The sequence below is a fragment of the Streptomyces sp. Act143 genome (assembly GCF_003143935.1).
In the GTDB taxonomy this organism is placed as follows: domain Bacteria; phylum Actinomycetota; class Actinomycetes; order Streptomycetales; family Streptomycetaceae; genus Streptomyces.
In genome coordinates, this window is the sequence record NZ_QFRX01000001.1 from 4,957,277 (window position 1) to 4,970,164 (window position 12,888).

Annotated in this window: 13 protein-coding genes and 1 tRNA gene; 9 read left to right on the top strand and 5 right to left on the bottom strand. The window is 70.9% G+C overall.

Annotated features, from left to right (window positions below; translation table 11 throughout):
• Window positions 1-82 precede the first annotated feature (82 nt).
• Together DI272_RS22415 and DI272_RS22420 are read right to left on the bottom strand one after the other, a co-directional pair.
• Window positions 83-643 carry a GNAT family N-acetyltransferase gene (locus DI272_RS22415; protein WP_109497081.1) on the bottom strand — a complete coding sequence of 187 codons (561 nt, stop codon included), beginning with the start codon at window positions 641-643 and terminating at the stop codon, window positions 83-85.
• A 118-nt stretch (window positions 644-761) separates the two neighbouring features.
• The gene (locus tag DI272_RS22420) at window positions 762-1,211 is read right to left on the bottom strand and encodes an ATP-binding protein (protein ID WP_109497082.1); all 450 of its coding nucleotides are present in this window, start codon (window positions 1,209-1,211) and stop codon (window positions 762-764) included.
• Window positions 1,212-1,443: 232 nt separating this feature from the next.
• Here DI272_RS22420 and DI272_RS22425 point away from each other — a divergent pair, with 232 nt between their 5' ends.
• From DI272_RS22425 to DI272_RS22465, 9 genes are all read left to right on the top strand, one after another.
• The gene (locus DI272_RS22425; RefSeq protein ID WP_109497083.1) at window positions 1,444-2,274 is read left to right on the top strand and encodes a hypothetical protein; all 831 of its coding nucleotides are present in this window, start codon (window positions 1,444-1,446) and stop codon (window positions 2,272-2,274) included.
• Between the two features lie 221 nt (window positions 2,275-2,495).
• Window positions 2,496-3,242, top strand: a complete 747-nt coding sequence (locus tag DI272_RS22430) for a YcnI family protein (RefSeq protein WP_109497084.1) — start codon at window positions 2,496-2,498, stop codon at window positions 3,240-3,242.
• Between the two features lie 90 nt (window positions 3,243-3,332).
• Entirely contained in the window at window positions 3,333-3,986 is a 654-nt protein-coding gene (locus DI272_RS22435; protein ID WP_109497085.1) for an SCO family protein, read from the top strand.
• The gene (locus tag DI272_RS22440) at window positions 3,983-4,432 is read left to right on the top strand and encodes a copper chaperone PCu(A)C (protein WP_109497086.1); all 450 of its coding nucleotides are present in this window, start codon (window positions 3,983-3,985) and stop codon (window positions 4,430-4,432) included. The genes DI272_RS22435 and DI272_RS22440 overlap by 4 nt, the downstream gene beginning before the upstream one ends.
• A gap of 14 nt (window positions 4,433-4,446) precedes the next feature.
• Window positions 4,447-6,402: a copper resistance protein CopC gene (locus DI272_RS22445; RefSeq protein WP_109497087.1), complete on the top strand. Its 1,956-nt coding sequence runs from the start codon at window positions 4,447-4,449 to the stop codon at window positions 6,400-6,402.
• 6 nt (window positions 6,403-6,408) lie between these two features.
• Window positions 6,409-7,698 carry an iron uptake transporter deferrochelatase/peroxidase subunit gene (gene efeB / locus DI272_RS22450; protein WP_109497088.1) on the top strand — a complete coding sequence of 430 codons (1,290 nt, stop codon included), beginning with the start codon at window positions 6,409-6,411 and terminating at the stop codon, window positions 7,696-7,698.
• Between the two features lie 123 nt (window positions 7,699-7,821).
• Entirely contained in the window at window positions 7,822-8,754 is a 933-nt protein-coding gene (pheA, locus tag DI272_RS22455; protein ID WP_109497089.1) for a prephenate dehydratase, read from the top strand.
• Between the two features lie 540 nt (window positions 8,755-9,294).
• Window positions 9,295-10,572 carry a serine--tRNA ligase gene (gene serS, locus DI272_RS22460; RefSeq protein WP_109497090.1) on the top strand — a complete coding sequence of 426 codons (1,278 nt, stop codon included), beginning with the start codon at window positions 9,295-9,297 and terminating at the stop codon, window positions 10,570-10,572.
• Entirely contained in the window at window positions 10,569-11,393 is an 825-nt protein-coding gene (locus DI272_RS22465; protein ID WP_109497091.1) for an HAD family hydrolase, read from the top strand. Before serS ends, DI272_RS22465 begins: the two co-directional genes overlap by 4 nt.
• Window positions 11,394-11,483: 90 nt before the next feature.
• Here the strand turns inward: DI272_RS22465 and DI272_RS22470 are convergent.
• The 3 genes from DI272_RS22470 to DI272_RS22480 all read right to left on the bottom strand — a co-directional run bounded on the left by DI272_RS22470 (window position 11,484) and on the right by DI272_RS22480 (window position 12,881).
• Window positions 11,484-11,568, bottom strand: a tRNA-Ser gene (locus tag DI272_RS22470).
• 264 nt (window positions 11,569-11,832) lie between these two features.
• Window positions 11,833-12,066, bottom strand: a complete 234-nt coding sequence (locus tag DI272_RS22475; protein WP_109497092.1) for a hypothetical protein — start codon at window positions 12,064-12,066, stop codon at window positions 11,833-11,835.
• Window positions 12,067-12,161: 95 nt separating this feature from the next.
• On the bottom strand, window positions 12,162-12,881 hold the full coding sequence (locus DI272_RS22480) for an ABC transporter permease subunit (RefSeq protein ID WP_109497093.1): 720 nt from the start codon (window positions 12,879-12,881) through the stop codon (window positions 12,162-12,164).
• Window positions 12,882-12,888 lie beyond the last annotated feature (7 nt).

Below are 12,888 nucleotides of genomic sequence, written 5' to 3' on the forward strand. Positions count from 1 at the left end.
GGTTCTCAGGGCGCTGAGAACGGCCTGTGAATCCTGAGGAAGCTGAAATGCCGCTCCGCGGCGGGCGCTTGCGTGTGCTCTGTCACGGCTGGGGGTCGTCGTCGTGCAGGATCTTCTGGAACATCCGGTGGTCCCGCCACGCGCCGTTGATGTGCAGATAGCGCGGTGCCAGGCCGATCGGCTCGAAACCGCACTTGCCCAGCACCCGCTGCGAGGCCGCGTTGTCCACCACCGTGGTGGCCTCGATCCGGTGCAGTCCGACCGTCTCCCGAGCGATCCGGCACACCCGCTCCACGGCGGCCGTCGCGAGCCCGCGGCCCTGCTGGTCGGCGCCGATCCAGTAGCCGAGGTAGGCGCTGCGGAACGGCCCCAGGATGATGCCGGTCAGGGTGATCGCGCCCACGATCCGCCCGTCGGACTCGAGGTGCCACGGCACGAGCCGGCCCTCCGTGAACTGCCGGAGCCGCTCGTCCAGGCGTATGCGCTGGCCCGCGACCGTGAAGAAGTCCTCGGGGCGGCGGGGCTCCCACGGTTCGAGATGCTCGCGGTTGGCGACGTAGGCCGCGCACAGCGCGTCGGCGTCACCGGCCGTGGCGAGGCGCAGGGTCACACCGCCGGGCAGCTCTTCGGACTCGATCTCCATGCCGCGACCCTAACCGGGGCCACTGACAACGGCAGTTGGACGGCCACCGGCCCATCGACAGAGGCAGTCGGCCGGCCGCCGGGCCAATGACCACGGCAGTGGCCTGCCGCGCCGGCGGCTAGACCGCCATCAGCGGGGCGTCCTTGCGCCACTTCAGGATCTTGTCGAAGCTCACCACCGCGCCGCCCCGGCCCGGCTTGTTGCCGATGTGGACGTGGTCGGCGAGTTCCTGGATCAGGCACAGCCCGCGGCCGTGCTCCGCCTCGCTGGGCGCGCGCCGGAAGCCCGGCGAGGAGCGGAGGAAACCGGGGCCGGAGTCGGCGACCTCGATACGGCACTTCTCGCCGTCCAGGTAGGCGGTGACGCGGTACGCCTCGGACCTGCCGCCCTGTCCGGTGCCGCCGCCGTGCTCGACGGCGTTCGCGCAGGCCTCGCTGAGGGCGACGGAGAGGTCGTAGGAGATGTCGGGGTCGACGCCCGCGGTCTCCATGGTGCCGAGCAGCAGCCGCCGGGCGAGCGGAACGCTCGCAGCCTCGCGCCGCAGATGGAGTGACCACCAGATGCTCATGCTCCAGCCTCCCGGCCGCGGCTCGACATACCGTTACGTATTGCCGCCCGTGCCCGGGTGTAAGCACACCGTTGACGTGACGCCGCCCATACGGGGGATGCGTGCCTGGCATCGAATGGGGTATGTAGTGCCGGTTCACCCCAGAAAGTGATCTTCTGGTCGTACGACGCGTACGTCATCTTGTGGACCTGCCGTATGGCGGCCGTAAGGCCAGTGCGATGATGAGCCCGCCATGACTGCCCCCCACCCACGCACGGCGCGCACCGGAACCGGACTCCGGGTCCTGCGGGCCGCGGTGTTCGCCGCGGTCTGCGTCGTGCTGGCCGCGGGCGGGCACACGCTCGCCTCCTGCGCCACGGTTCCGCTGTGGACCCTGGGCGCGGGGTTCCTCGGGGTCCTCGTGGTGGCCGCACCGCTCGCCGGACGCGTCCGGTCGCTGCCGGGCATCGCGGCACTGCTCGCCGCCGGACAGGTCGTGCTGCACGTGCTGTTCGGGATGGGGCAGCACGCCGCCGCGGCCAAGCCGTCGATGGCTCCCCTGCCCACCGCGAGCGACGCCTCCCTGATCGAGCAGGCCGCGCGCCTGGTCTGCGGGACCACCGCGGCGGCGATCAGCCCGGCCCAGGCGGTCCGGATCCTGACCGAGGCACGCCTGTACCAGGGCACGCACGCGCACGCGTCCATGGGCTCCATGCAGATGTCCACGGACACCGTGTCCGACGGCTCCCCCGTCTCGCCGCTGCCGTCCCTGTCGATGCTGCTCGGCCACGTCCTGGCGGCCCTGGCCGTCGGCTGGCTGCTGCGCCACGGCGACCTGGCCCTGCTGCGGCTGACGGAACTCTCGGCGCACGGGGTCGCCGAGGCGGCACTCGTACGGTCGCTGCGCGGGGCCCTCGCCCTGGTACGCGCCCTGCGTGCGGGGCTCCCCGGCGCACCCCGGACCGGTCCGGCGCTGCCGCGCACCGCGCTGCTCGCGCCACCGGCACCTTGTACCACCGCACTCCAGCACACGGTGATCAGGCGCGGCCCGCCGGCCGCCGACGCTCTCGCGCTCGCCGCCTGACACGACGCGCCACTTCCCGGAAAGAGGGGAGGCCGCCGTCGTGCGGCCCGCGCACGCGTACGGCCGCCGTCACACGGCCGCATACGCGCGCGTGCGCCGTCCCGCGGCCCGCGCCTGCGCACGCGTGCCTGTGTCCGTGTCCGACGCCCGTCGGCACCTCCACGCGCGCGTACCCCTCTTCATCACCGGAAACCATCTCTCGAAGTGGAGTGCCCCTTTTCATGAAGGCTTCTCGGATCGCCGCCGTCGGCGCCCTCACCGCCTCGGCCGTCGTCGTCCTGTCCTCCCCCGCGTTCGCGCACGTCAGCGTGCAGCCCGAGGGCACCGCGGCCAAGGGCGGCTACGCGGTCGTCGACTTCAAGGTGCCGAACGAGCGCGACAAGGCCTCGACCACCAAGCTCGAGGTCACCTTCCCCACCGACCACCCGCTGGCCTCCGCGATGCCGGAGCCCGTCGACGGCTGGGACGTGAAGGTCACCAAGGCCAAGCTCGACAAGCCGATCGAGATGCACGGCGAGAAGATCGACCAGGCCGTCTCCAAGATCACCTGGACCGCCAGCGGCGACGGCATCCAGCCCGGTTTCTTCCAGAAGTTCCCGGTCTCCGTGGGCGCCCTGCCCGAGGACACCGACGAACTGGTCTTCAAGGCGATCCAGACGTACTCCAACAAGGAGGTCGTCCGCTGGATCGAGGTCCAGCAGGACGGCCAGGAGGAGCCCGAGAACCCGGCGCCCGTGCTGACGCTGTCCGAGGCCGCCGAGGACGGCCACGCGCACGGCTCGACGGCCGCCGACAAGACGTCCGACGACGCCAAGTCGGCCGAGAAGGCCGCGGCCGAGGCCGCCGCCCCGGCCGACAGCAGTGACACCACCGCCCGCGTCCTCGCCGTCGTGGGCATCGTCGTCGGCGCGCTCGGCGTGGCCTACGGCGTGCTCGCCGGACGCCGCCGCACCGGCGCCGACGCCTGAGTCCGACCGTCCGCGCGCCGCACCGGGGCGGCACGGCCGCCCGTACCGCCCCGGTGCCCGCCGGAGCCATCACATCTGGGACATTTCTCTATGCGCAAGAAGACGTTCGCCGCGGCCACCCTGCTCGCCGCCGCCTCCCTGACCCTGACCGCCTGCGGCGGCGGTGACGACACCGGCTCGCCCGTCTCCGTGGTCTCCGAGGACTCCGCCGCCGCCAAGGCCGCCATCGTCCTCGACAAGCCCTTCGAGAAGCCGGACCTCGTCCTCACCGACACGAACGGCAAGAAGTACGACCTCCGCGAGCAGACCGAGGGCCACCCCACGCTGGTCTACTTCGGCTACACCAACTGCCCCGACGTCTGCCCGACGACCATGAGCAACATCGCCGTCGCCAAGAGCAAGCTGTCCAAGGCACAGCAGGACGAACTGCGGGTCGTCTTCGTCACCACCGACCCCGACCGGGACACCCCCAAGGCGCTCGGCAAGTGGCTCAAGGGCATCGACTCCCAGGTCGTCGGCCTCACCGGCGACTTCGCCACCATCCAGGCCGGCGCCCGCACCCTCGGCATCACCATCGAGGCCCCGCACAAGGACAAGAACGGCAAGACCGTCTCCACCCACGGCACCCAGGTCGTCGCCTTCTCCCCCAAGACCGACGCCGGATACGTCCTCTACACCGAGGACGCCACCGTCGACGACTACATCAAGGACCTCCCCAAGCTCGTCGAGGGAGAGACCCCGTGAAGCGGACGGCCCTTCTCGGCGCCGGACTGACCGCGGCCCTGCTGCTGACCGGGTGCGGCTCCTCCGACGACGGCAAGGCCGAACTCTCCGTCAGCGGCGCCTACATCCCGCAGCCGGTCTCCGACTCGATGGCCGCCGGCTTCCTGACCGTCAGCAACAAGGGCGGCACTAAGGACGAGCTGACGTCCGTGACCAGTGACCTCGGCGAGGTCACCATGCACGAGACCGTCGACTCCGCCATGCAGGAGGTCAAGAACCTCGACGTGCCCGCCCACGGTCAACTCGTGTTCAAAAGCGGCGGCAACCACCTGATGTTCGAGAAGCTGAAGCGCAAGCCGAAGCAGGGCGAGACCGTCTCCGTCGAACTGCACTTCGCCGACTCCGACCCGGTCACCGTCGAGATGCCGGTGAAGTCCGCGACGTACACCCCCAAGACCGGTCACTGAGGGAGGGACCCACCTTGACGCAGACCATCGCCCCCCGCGCACGGGTCCTGGTGCTGCTGCTCCTCGCGGCCACCGGACTGCTCCTCGCCGGGGCCGGGCCGGCCTCCGCGCACGCCGCGCTGACCGGCAGCGACCCCCAGCAGGGGACGGTGGTCGACAAGGCCCCGACCCAGATCTCGCTCACCTTCTCCGAGAAGGTCGCGATGTCCGACGACTCGCTGCGGGTCCTCGATCCCAAGGGCAAGCGCGTCGACCAGGGCAAGGCGTCCAACGTCAGCGGCACCACCTACGCCGTGGGCCTGCACAGCGGACTGCCCGACGGCACGTACACCGTCACCTACCAGGTCGTCTCCGAGGACAGCCACCCCGTCGCCGGGGCCTACACCTTCTCCGTCGGCGCCCCCTCCCGGACCACCGTCTCCGTCTCCGGCCAGACCGCCGGCGGCGGAGTCGTCGGCTGGCTCTACGGCTTCGGCCGCTACGTCTCCTACGCCGGCTTCATCGTCATGGTCGGCGGCGCCGCCTTCGTCCTGGCCTGCTGGCAACGCGGCTCCGGCGTACGGGCCGTACAGCGCACCGTCGTCGCCGGATGGCTCGCGCTCACCGCCGCCACGCTCCTGCTGCTGCTCCTGCGCGGCTCCTACACCAGCACCGGCTCCTTCGGCGACGTCTTCGACCTGAGCCTGCTCAGCCAGGTCCTGCAGACCAAGACCGGCGCCGCGCTCGTCTCCCGGCTGCTGCTGCTCTCCGCGGCGGCGCTGTTCATCGCCGTGCTCTTCGGGGCGTACGACAAACGCGAGGACGAGGAGAAGCGCGACCTCACCTTCGGGCTCGCCATCGGCGGCACCGTCGTCGCCGCCGGACTCGCCGCGAGCTGGGCCATGGCCGAGCACGCCTCCACCGGCCTCCAGACCGGCATCGCGATGCCCGTCGACGTGCTCCACCTGCTGGCCGTCGCGGCCTGGCTCGGCGGCCTGGCCACGCTCCTGGTGGCCCTGTACCGCGCGGACACCCCCATCGAACGCTCCGCCGTGGCCCGCTTCTCCACCCTCGCCTTCGGCAGCGTCCTCACCCTCGTGGCGACCGGCATCTACCAGTCCTGGCGGCAGCTCGGCTCCTGGTCCGCCTTCACCGACACCGGGTACGGCCGGCTGCTGCTCGTCAAGATCGGGCTCGTGGCGCTGCTCGTCGGCATCGCGTGGATCTCACGGCGGTGGACGCGACGGCTGGGGAACGCGAGCGCGGTGGAGACCGCACAGGCCGCAGAGACCGAAAAGACCGACGAGGCCGAAGAGACCGACGAGGCCGACACGGAAGGGGCAGCCGTCCGGGAGAAGGAGCGCGTCGGAGCGGGGGCGGCCGGTGCCGACTCCGTGCGGGCCACCCAGCTCGCCCGGCAGCGGGCCGCCGTCGACGCCGCCCGGCGCAAGCGGCAGCGGGACGCCGACCCCGACCGGTTCGGGCTGCGCCGCTCGGTGCTCGCCGAGGCGGGCGTCGCCGTCGTCCTGCTCGCCGTCACCACCGTGCTGACCCAGACCGAGCCCGGCCGCACCGAGGAAGAGGCCAAGGCGGCCACGTCCTCGTCCGCCGCCTCGTCGTCCTCCTCGTCCTCCTCCGGCGACACGTCCTCCGCGGTCACCCTGGACATCCCCTTCGACACCGGCGGCGAGGACGGCAAGGGCATCGTGCGGATCGACCTCAACCCCGCGCGCGTGGGCGCCAACGAGATGCACGTCTACGTGGAGCGACCCAACGGCCGGGCCTTCGACGTCCCCGAGGTGAAGGTGTCCTTCACCCTGGAGGCCAAGAACATCGGGCCGCTGCCCGTCACCCCCGACCGCATCACCACCGGCCACTGGTCGGCCGGCGGTGTGCAGCTCCCCATGGCGGGCGACTGGAAGGTCGCCGTGACCGTGCGGACCTCCGACATCGACCAGACCACCGTCTCCAAGAACGCGCAGATCGGCTGAACCACCGTGGCTGACCAGTCCCTTCCGCAGACCCGGACCGCCGAGAAGGCAGTTAATGACGGCGTTTCCGAAAGCGCCCCCAAGGAGGGCCTTTCGCGACGCCGGCTGCTCGGCACCGCCGGTGCCACCGGGCTCGTGCTCGGCGCCGCCGGCGGAGCTGCGGGCTACGCCGCCCGGCCCGCCGAGGCCACCCCGCTGACCTCGCTCGGCGCCGAGGAGGTGATGTTTCACGGGAAACATCAGCCCGGCATCCTCCAGGGCCTCCAGGCCCGCGGCCACCTCATCGCCTTCGACCTGGCGGCGGGCGCGGGCCGCAAGGGAGCCGCCGCGCTGCTGCGCCGCTGGTCGGAGACGGCACGGCGGCTCATGGCGGGCGAGGCGATGGCGATCGACGACACGGATGTCGCGCGGGACGCCGGACCGTCCTCGCTGACGATCACCTTCGGCTTCGGGCACAGCTTCTTCGCCCGGACCGGGCTGGAGAAGCAGCGGCCGACCGCCCTCGACCCGCTGCCCGACTTCTCCTCCGACCGGCTCGACAAGGCGCGCAGCAACGGCGACCTGTGGGTGCAGGTCGGCGCCGACGACGCCCTCGTCGCCTTCCACGCCCTGCGCGCGGTCCAGAAGGACGCGGGCGACGCGGCGAAGGTCCGCTGGCAGATGAACGGCTTCAACCGCTCGCCGGGCGCCACCGCCCACCCCATGACCGCCCGCAACCTCATGGGCCAGATCGACGGCACCCGCAATCCCAAGCCGGCGGAGTCCGACTTCGAGCGGCGCATCTTCGTCCCCTCGTCCGGGGACCCCGCGTGGATGGCGAACGGCTCCTACGCCGTCGTACGCCGCATCCGCATGCTCCTCGACGACTGGGAGCAGCTCACGGTGAAGGCGCAGGAGCAGGTGATCGGACGTCGCAAGGCCGACGGGGCGCCGCTGACCGGCGGCTCCGAGACGACCGCGATGGACCTGGAGAAGACCGACGCCAAGGGCGACCTGGTGGTCCCCCTCAACGCCCACGCCCGGATCACCCGGCCCGACCAGAACGGGGGCGCGGCCATGCTCCGCCGCCCCTGGTCCTTCCACGACGGCATCGGCACGGACGGCACCCCGGACGCGGGGCTCCTCTTCGTCTGCTGGCAGGCCGACCCGCTGCGCGGCTTCGTCCCCGTCCAACGCAAGCTCGACCGCGGGGACGCCCTGTCCCAGTACATCCGCCACGAGTCCAGCGGCCTGTTCGCGGTGCCGGGCGGGGCGGCGGAGGGGGAGTACGTGGGGCAGCGGCTGCTGGAGGGATGAGGAGTCGGCGTGCGGCGTGCGGGCCAACGGGCGGGACGGCATTCGGTCACGGCCATTCACTCAGCGGAGGGGCCGTGGTGGAACGAGTGCCCTCCGTTTCGCAAGGCCCATTAGGGTGAGGTCATGCCAGCCAGCTATGCGTACCTCGGCCCCGAGGGCACCTTCACCGAAGCCGCTCTGCGCAGGCTTCCGGAGGCGGCCACACGGGAGCTGATCCCGTACGTGTCCGTGCAGTCCGCCCTGGACGCGGTCCGGGTCGGCGAGGCCGAGGCCGCGTTCGTGCCGATCGAGAACTCCGTCGAGGGCGGCATCACCACCACCCTCGACGAGCTGGTCGCGGGCGCCCCGCTGATGATCTACCGCGAGGTGCTGCTGTCGATCACCTTCGCGCTGCTGGTCCGGCCCGGCACGAAGCTCTCGGAGATCAAGACGGTCTCCGCGCACCCGGCGGCCCAGCCGCAGGTCCGCAACTGGCTGAAGAAGAACCTCCCGGACGCCGACTGGGAATCCGCCGCCTCCAACGCGGACGCCGCCCGGCTGGTCCAGGAGGGCCAGTACGACGCCGCCTTCGCCGGTGAGTTCGCCGCCGCGCTCTACGGCCTCGAGGCCCTGGAGACCGGCATCCACGACGCGGAGAACGCGCAGACGCGGTTCGTGCTGGTGGGCCGGCCCGCCCGGCCCGCCGCGCCGACCGGCGCCGACAAGACCTCCGTCGTGCTGTGGCAGCGCGACGACCATCCCGGCGGCCTGCGCGACCTGCTCGGCGAGTTCGCCACCCGCGGCATCAACCTCATGCTGCTCCAGTCCCGCCCCACCGGCGCCGGCATCGGCAACTACTGCTTCTGCATCGACGCCGAGGGCCACATCTCCGACCGACGGGTCGCCGAGGCCCTGATGGGGCTGAAGCGGATCTGCCTGGAGGTGCGGTTCCTCGGTTCGTACCCGCGTGCGGACGTGACCAAGGGCGAGGTGCGTGCGCCGCTGCGTGGCACCTCGGACGACGAGTTCATGGCCGCGTCGGACTGGGTGGCTCGCTGCCAGGACGGACGTTTCTAGCAGGTTTCCGGCCGCTCCTACCTGCATATTTTCGTTATCCACAGGTGTTATCCACAGGCTGCCATCTCGACCTGGGGACAAGTCGACACGGAAGTGCTATCCAGTCGACAAATCGCCCTACAGCCCCCAACTTCGTCCACAGGCCCACAGGTCACCCTTCGTCCACCCGTTTCCATCGATCAATCCTTTGGAGCGACCCATTTCCACTCGAAAGTGGGCGTGAAGACGGTTTGGATCGAGAATTCTTCGCCTCGCACATCCGAATCGGAATGATCATTTTCGAAGTCCACAGATCTTTCGCACAGCCTGTGGATAACTCATCCGGGGTGTGGATTCCTGTGGACAGAGCCGCCGCCAAGTCCCGCCCTCCACAAGGGAATCCAGTCAACCAGGCGTCCGGAACCTGCCTCGTTCCAGGGAGTGAGACGCCTTTTATTGACACGGGCGAACACAGAGGGCAATTCCCCCATAACGGTATGTAACGCGCGGTTCGGAATAGCGAGTCGTGGGCTGACATCCGGCACCGGTAGCCTTGAGCGCGTGATTGACCTTCGCCTGCTCCGTGAGGACCCCGACCGAGTTCGCGCGTCCCAGCGCGCCCGTGGAGAGGACGTCGCGCTCGTCGACGCTCTCCTGTCCGCCGACGAGCGGCGCAGGTCGTCCGGCGTCCGCTTCGACGAGCTGCGCTCCGAGCAGAAGTCGCTCGGCAAGCTCATTCCCAAGGCCACCGGGGACGAGAAGGCCGAGCTGCTGCAGAAGGCGAGCCAGCTGGCCGCCGACGTCAAGGCGGCCGACGCCGCGCAGAACGAGGCCGACGAGGAGACCAAGCGCCTGGTCCTCCAGCTCGGCAACCTCGTCCACCCCGACGTCCCCGTCGGCGGCGAGGAGGACTTCGTCGTCCTGGAGACGCACGGCACCATCCGCGACTTCGGCGCCGAGGGCTTCGAGCCCAAGGACCACCTGGAGCTCGGCGAGCTGCTGGGCGCCATCGACGTCGAGCGCGGCGCGAAGGTCTCCGGCTCGCGCTTCTACTACCTCACCGGCGTCGGCGCCCTCCTGGAGCTCGCCCTCGTCAACGCGGCGATCGCCCAGGCCACCGAGGCCGGCTTCGTCCCGATGCTCACCCCCGCGCTGGTCCGCCCGCGCGCCATGGAGGGCACCGGCTTCCTCGGCCAGGCCGCGGAGAACGTGTACCACCTGGAGAAGGACGACTACTACCTGGTCGGCACCTCCGAGGTCCCGCTCGCCGCGTACCACATGGACGAGATCCTGGAGGCCGACCAGCTGCCGCTGCGCTACGCCGGCTTCTCGCCGTGCTTCCGCCGCGAGGCCGGCACGTACGGCAAGGACACCCGCGGCATCTTCCGCGTGCACCAGTTCGACAAGGTCGAGATGTTCTCGTACGTCGCCCCCGAGGACGCCGAGAACGAGCACAAGCGGCTCCTGGAGTGGGAGAAGCAGTGGCTGACCGGCCTGGAGCTGCCCTTCCAGGTCATCGACGTCGCCTCGGGCGACCTGGGCGCCTCCGCCTCGCGCAAGTTCGACTGCGAGGCGTGGATCCCGACCCAGGGCAAGTACCGCGAGCTGACCTCGGCCTCCAACTGCGACAGCTTCCAGGCGCGCCGTCTCTCCGTCCGCATGCGCGACGGCAAGAAGGTGCAGCCGCTGGCGACGCTCAACGGCACGCTGTGCGCCGTACCGCGCACGATCGTGGCGATCCTGGAGAACCACCAGCTGGCCGACGGCTCCGTCCGCGTCCCCGAGCTGCTGCGCCCGTACCTGGGCGGCCGTGAGGTGCTGGAGCCGGTCGCCAAGTGAGCGACTCGACTTCGACCTCGGCCGGGGGATTTCCGTACAGGCTGATCGCGACCGATCTCGACGGGACGCTGCTGCGTTCCGACGAGTCGGTCTCGGACCGCACCCGTGCCGCGCTCGCCGCGGCCACGGCGTCCGGTGCCGCGCACATCGTGGTGACCGGCCGCGCGGTCCCCTGGACCCGGCACATCCTCGACGACCTCGGCTATGAGGGCCTCGCGGTGTGCGGGCAGGGCGCGCAGGTGTACGACGCCGGTGCGCACCGGCTGCTGACGTCCGTGACGCTGGACCGGCAGCTGGCCGGGGTCGCCCTCGCCAAGATCGAGGCGGAGGTCGGCCCGCTGTACCTGGCGGCCAGCCGGGACGGGCTGGAGGGCGAGGTGCTGGTGGGGCAGGGGTACGCGCTCACCGGCGACCTGCCCGCGACGCCGTTCACGGACGCGGCCGACCTGTGGACCGCGCCGCTGAACAAGATCTACATACAGCATCCTGAGCTGTCGGACGACGAGCTGGCGGAGGCCTCGCGGCAGGCGGCGGGCGGGTTCGTGACCGTCGCCATGGCCGGTGAGGGCATCGTGGAGCTGCTCCCGCTGGGCCTGTCCAAGGCGACGGGGCTGTCCTTGGCCGCGCGTCGGCTGGGGCTCAAGGCCGCCGACACGATCGCCTTCGGCGACATGCCGAACGACATCCCGATGTTCGGCTGGGCGGCTCGGGGCGTGGCGATGGCCAACGCCCATGAGGAGCTCAAGGCGGTGGCCGACGAGGTGACGTCCTCGAACGAGGAGGACGGGATCGCGGTGGTGCTGGAGCGGTTGCTCGGTTGATGCCGCCGTCATCGGTTGCGCCGGCGGTGACGTCGGCGGAGCCGGTTGCGTCGGCAGTACTGTCGGCGGAGTCGCGGTGACGACGTATCGCGGAGGATGCACGGATCGAACGTGCGCGGGGTTTCCCCCGACCACGGCTTAGCAAGCCGGTGCCTTACCTCTCGGCCAATCCTCCGGGTGGGCGGCCCACGCGAGAGCGACATCGCGTGCTCGAAGCGGCCGCCCCGGGCAGTCCGGTGCGGTGGACTCGACGGTGGGGTAACTACACCGGAGTCCTCCGCCGACTGCCCTGACGGGAGCTGGACGTACTGTCGTGCATGGACATCGCCCGGCTCCTCTCCCAGAACGTGGCGCCGGTTCGTTCACCGGCCGCGGGGACACAACCATCGTGCCGGTAAGCCGAGTTGGGCGCCACTGAATTAATCGGCCGGGTGTTCGCCTACCGGCGCCACCACCTGCGGCGGGCCTTGCTGAAGAACCAGCCCGCGGGCGGTTCGTCGGAGCGCCACGGCCTCGGCTCGGGCTCCTCGCGGCGCCAGCGCGCGGCGAGCATCCGGGCCCGGGCGGACGGCTCCGAGGTCTCCGCGGAGCGTATGAAGTCCTCGTCCAGGACGAGACCGTCCCAGGACTCGTCCCCGGGCCGGTCCCGCCCGTCGTGGTGCGCGTCCGCCATCTCCGTTCCTCCTAGCCGTGCATCCCGTCGGCCCAGTGTGCCGGGACGGGGGTGAAGCCCCCGTCAATAAGCGTGGCGTCCGTACCTCGTGGCACCTACTCCTCGCCGGCCAGCGTCAGCGTCCGCAGCTTCTGACCCGCGTACCAGGTGGCGAGCACGGTCACCACGACCAGGAGCACCGTCGCCGTCGGCAGGCCGACGTCGGAGGTGACCAGGTCGCCGCCCGCGACCTTGTGGGCCACCGCCAGCGACCACTGCTGGACGCTGAGCGTGCGGGCCCCGGAGACCAGGGAGCCGAAGAGTGCCTCCCAGACCAGGGCGTAGACGAGGCCGAAGACGACCGCGTGCCGCGACACCGTGCCCAGGAGCAGGAAGAGCGCGGCGTAGGCGATGGAGGAGACCAGCGCGGCGACCGTGTAGGCGACGGCGATCTGCTGGCCGTTGCCATTGAGGATCAGGCCCGCGATCAGGGTCGGCAGGGCCGAGAAGACCATGGTGACCGCGATCGCGACGATCAGCTTGGTGAAGATGATCGTGGGCCGCTTGATCGGCTTGGACAGCAGGTACACCACCGAGCCGTCGTCGATCTCCGGGCCGATCGCGCCGGTGCCGGCGATGACGCCGATGATCGGCACCATGGTGGCGAGCGCGAGGCCGCCCAGCAGGTCGGACGCCGTCTGGTCGTCGGCGCCCACCAGGGCGCGCACGATCACGGAGATCACGATCAGCAGCAGGGGCAGGGCGCCCAGGATGAGGGCCCGGCGGCGGCCGAGCAGGGCCCGGTAGGTGAGTCGGGCGACTGTGGGGTCGTACATCTTCGGC

Bases quoted from the DNA above. Each gene is read 5' to 3' on its own strand.
- DI272_RS22425 (WP_109497083.1), top strand. From the start codon at position 1,444: ATGACTGCCCCCCACCCACGCACGGCGCGCACCGGAACCGGACTCCGG.
- DI272_RS22415 (WP_109497081.1), bottom strand. From the start codon at position 643: ATGGAGATCGAGTCCGAAGAGCTGCCCGGCGGTGTGACCCTGCGCCTC.
- DI272_RS22475 (WP_109497092.1), bottom strand. From the start codon at position 12,066: ATGGCGGACGCGCACCACGACGGGCGGGACCGGCCCGGGGACGAGTCC.
- DI272_RS22435 (WP_109497085.1), top strand. From the start codon at position 3,333: ATGCGCAAGAAGACGTTCGCCGCGGCCACCCTGCTCGCCGCCGCCTCC.
- pheA (WP_109497089.1), top strand. From the start codon at position 7,822: ATGCCAGCCAGCTATGCGTACCTCGGCCCCGAGGGCACCTTCACCGAA.
- DI272_RS22420 (WP_109497082.1), bottom strand. From the start codon at position 1,211: ATGAGCATCTGGTGGTCACTCCATCTGCGGCGCGAGGCTGCGAGCGTT.
- DI272_RS22480 (WP_109497093.1), bottom strand. From the start codon at position 12,881: ATGTACGACCCCACAGTCGCCCGACTCACCTACCGGGCCCTGCTCGGC.
- DI272_RS22430 (WP_109497084.1), top strand. From the start codon at position 2,496: ATGAAGGCTTCTCGGATCGCCGCCGTCGGCGCCCTCACCGCCTCGGCC.